The organism is uncultured Murdochiella sp. (assembly GCF_902488755.1).
In the GTDB taxonomy this organism is placed as follows: Bacteria; Bacillota; Clostridia; order Tissierellales; family Peptoniphilaceae; genus Murdochiella.
This window is the reverse complement of record NZ_CABTXF010000071.1, coordinates 1-3,488: the sequence shown is the minus strand read 5'-3', so window position 1 is coordinate 3,488 and position 3,488 is coordinate 1. Positions and strand designations below refer to the sequence as shown.

Genomic DNA, 3,488 nt, shown 5'->3' with positions numbered 1-3,488 from the left:
GTTCGAATCCTGCCCCCGCAATGGAAAAAAGAGAAGAGTGGTCCGGTGGATCGCTCTTCTCTTTTGTTTGTAGAGGGTAGGGGGCAGGAGGAGAATAAATAGAATTTGTTTATTTTTGATAGGGTATCCTGAAATACTCTAGATGCTTTATGAATTTGTCTTGCGCCGTCAGACATGTTCCCCGCAGATAACCACGTTCATTGTTCCATTTATTTAACCCGCGATAATAGAACATCTTAATGTCCTCTTCGATAATGAAGGGAATAATGTTGTTACGTAGGCATTCTTTGAAAAGAATTAAACGTCCAATTCTGCCGTTTCCATCTTGAAATGGGTGAATGCACTCAAAACGGTAGTGAAAGTCCAATAAATCATCAAGAGTCTTGTCCTTAATGGCATTGTATTCGGAAAGTAGACGCTTCATCTCCGTATGGACATTTTCCGGAGCTGTTGTATCTATGCCTCCTACTTCATTCGGTAGTTTTTTATACTCTCCAACTGCAAACCACTCTTTGCGAGAATCGGATGTTCCATTTTTTAGGACGGCATGAAGCTTCTTAATAAATGTTTCATTCAGCATAGTATTTGCGTTATCGATGATCAAATCAATACATGTAAAATGATTGGCGGTTTCTACCACATCATCTACTCTAAGCGTTCCATCGTCCATACCGATGGTATTCGTTTCGAAAATATAGCGTGTTTGGTCGTGGGATAATTGACTGCCTTCCATGTGATTGGAATTGTAGGTAAGTTCAATCTGGATCTTGTGATATATACCTCCATGCCGGTGTGCTGCCTTCTCCAATCTCAATATATCAATTAGTGTTTTCGGCTCGTCGATATGTTTATTAACTCGTTCGGGCTTTGTTGCCGTATCGGGAATGTGCCATGTCTTACCGGTCAATAATGCCCCCTCAATTTTATCTTTGGCACAGTAATCTCGCACGCTGCGCTCCGAAACACCCCATTTTTTAGCCGCTTCCTTGACGGAAATATATTTCAATGTACATCCTCACTTTCTTTCATGACATTAGTATAACACTTTATCGGCAAAATACAGATTTTTATTACTCTAAAAATGCACAAATATTGCCGATATGGTGGAGGCGAAGGGGGGATCATTTCTACTAAGACTTTTTTCTCTGTTGAATATGCGCTTAGATCTGGTCTATTTTTTTCTTCAACAAAATAAAAAAGGAGCTGGTGAAGGGTAATCTTTCATTCCGTTTGTACAGAATAGAAAGCCTTCCAGCTCCTTTTATTTATACGAGAAGGCGCTCTCGTATAGTGCTATCTTTAATAGTTTTCTGCAGCAATCTCAAAAAATGCCTGCGGATGATGGCAAACAGGGCAAACATCTGGGGCTTTTTCGCCGACGACGATATGGCCGCAGTTACGGCATTCCCAAATTTTAACTTCGCTGCGAGCAAAGACTTCCTGCGCTTCAACGTTGTGCAGAAGAGCGCGATAGCGTTCCTCATGATGCTTTTCGATAGCCGCGACACCACGGAATTGTTCTGCCAATTCAGGGAAGCCTTCTTCCTCTGCCGTCTTTGCAAAACCATCGTACATATCCGTCCATTCATAGTTTTCACCGGCGGCGGCGTCTTTCAAATTGGAAGCGGTATCATTGATTCCACCAAGAGCCTTAAACCACAATTTGGCGTGCTCTTTTTCATTGTCTGCTGTTTTCTGGAAAAGAGCGGCAATTTGCTCTAAGCCCTCTTTTTTTGCCTTTGAAGCAAAGTACGTATACTTATTTCTGGCTTGCGATTCACCGGCAAATGCGGTTTGCAGGTTTTTTTCGGTTTGTGTTCCAGCATATTTGTTTTTCATTTTTCACTCCTTCTTTCCATTCCTACTTAATGACAAACGACTGTCATTAACCGTTTGCTACTATACCCTTTTTTTGGAGAAATCCGTCACTTTTTCTGCTAAATTTTTTTATCCATGGTATGCTGATGAAGGGAATAATGGGCGCAAGCGTTTTCGATAGTAAATTCGATTCAGGCGATGAAGGAGGAGACAGTGCATCCCTATTTAGCATTTTTGTCGAGGGAAATGCTTCCCGCTTTCGGCTGTACAGAGCCGATTGCTTTGGCGTATGCCGCATGTGAAGCAAGAGCTGTATTAGATGCGGAACCAGTACGCCTTCTTGTGCGTTGTTCGGGAAATCTAATTAAAAATGCAAAATCGGTGTTCGTTCCTAATGCGAATGGCAGAAGGGGAATTGCCATTAGCGCCGCTCTTGGAGCGATGTGTAGCGAACCGGAACGCAAACTGCAGGTGCTTGAAGAGATTACTCCGCAGCAGCGAAAACGCGCTGAATTGCTCGTAGATGAGGGATCGTGTTGCGTACAACATGATGCCGGAAGAGAAGGATTATATATTGATCTCACGCTTTGGGATACGGAAGAGCACTGGGGGCGTGTTATTCTTTCCGGGGAACACACGAACATTGTTTGGAAAGAGCGCGATGGCAAGGTGCTTTATCAGAAGACGACACAGCAAGGAACTTCGACCTATCCTTCGTTCTCTTTTGCTGATATTTATGCTTTTGCAAAGGAAGCGGATTATTCGCCGATTCGTCCGCTTTTCGATCAAGAGATCAAGTATAACCTGGCAATTGGCACGGAGGGGCTAACGCATGATTGGGGATGCGGTATCGGAAAGGCCATTTTGCGCGAAGGAACGGCGATGGCAGTGGAAATCGCCTATGCGGTTGCCGGATCGGATGCCCGTATGAGTGGCTGTAAATTGCCGGTAGGGATTAATTCCGGAAGCGGCAATCAGGGCATGACGGTCTCTCTTCCCATTATTCGTCACGCAGAACATGTTCATGCTGACGAAGACAAGCGTTATCGTTCCTTGCTTTTTGCGAATCTTCTTGCTGCCTATCAAAAAGCATATATTGGACGTCTTTCTGCCTATTGTGGTGCGGTTAGCGCTGCAGCGGCGTCCGTTGCAGGCATTGCTTTTATGGACGATGCGCCACAAGAGGTGATTGCGGAGACCATAATTAACTCTTTGGCAACCTCTGCCGGTGTGGTTTGTGACGGCGCAAAGCCTTCCTGCGCCGCTAAGATTGCTTTAGCGTTAAGGACGAGCTATATTGCCTATGAACAGGCAAAAGAAGGGCGTTCCTTTTCTGTCGGAGATGGTTTAGTTGCCTCCGATGTCGATGCTACCATTCGCTCCATCGGGCGCGTTGCGCGGGAGGGAATGGCAGAGACCGATCGCATTATTTTACAGGAAATGATGGAGACTGGTAAAAATGCTTGAATGGTAGAGAATTACCGATCGATTGAAGACTTTTCTGCAACGCAGCCATAGTGTTTTCTCCATTGGCGATTGGATAATTGACGTAATAAAAACATCAGGAAATACAATTTTCCTCTTGTCGAGAGCGCTTTCTTTCGCTATAATAGTCCCATCGTCTTGGGGAATTAGCTCAGCTGGGAGAGCGCTTGAATGGCATTCAAGAG

General features: G+C 44.5%; 3 protein-coding genes. 1 reads left to right on the top strand and 2 read right to left on the bottom strand.

The features are described 5' to 3' along the window. Window positions 1-109 precede the first annotated feature (109 nt). Window positions 110-1,006 (bottom strand): Fic family protein, encoded by an 897-nt coding sequence (locus RDL68_RS06175; protein ID WP_308540802.1) that lies wholly within the window; start codon window positions 1,004-1,006, stop codon window positions 110-112. Between the two features lie 293 nt (window positions 1,007-1,299). After that, complete coding sequence (gene rbr / locus RDL68_RS06170; RefSeq protein WP_308540801.1) at window positions 1,300-1,839, bottom strand: rubrerythrin; 540 nt, start codon at window positions 1,837-1,839, stop codon at window positions 1,300-1,302. A 192-nt stretch (window positions 1,840-2,031) separates the two neighbouring features. On the opposite strand from rbr, the gene RDL68_RS06165 reads away from it, so the two are divergent. Next, window positions 2,032-3,285, top strand: a complete 1,254-nt coding sequence (locus RDL68_RS06165) for an L-serine ammonia-lyase, iron-sulfur-dependent, subunit alpha (RefSeq protein WP_308540800.1) — start codon at window positions 2,032-2,034, stop codon at window positions 3,283-3,285. Window positions 3,286-3,488 lie beyond the last annotated feature (203 nt).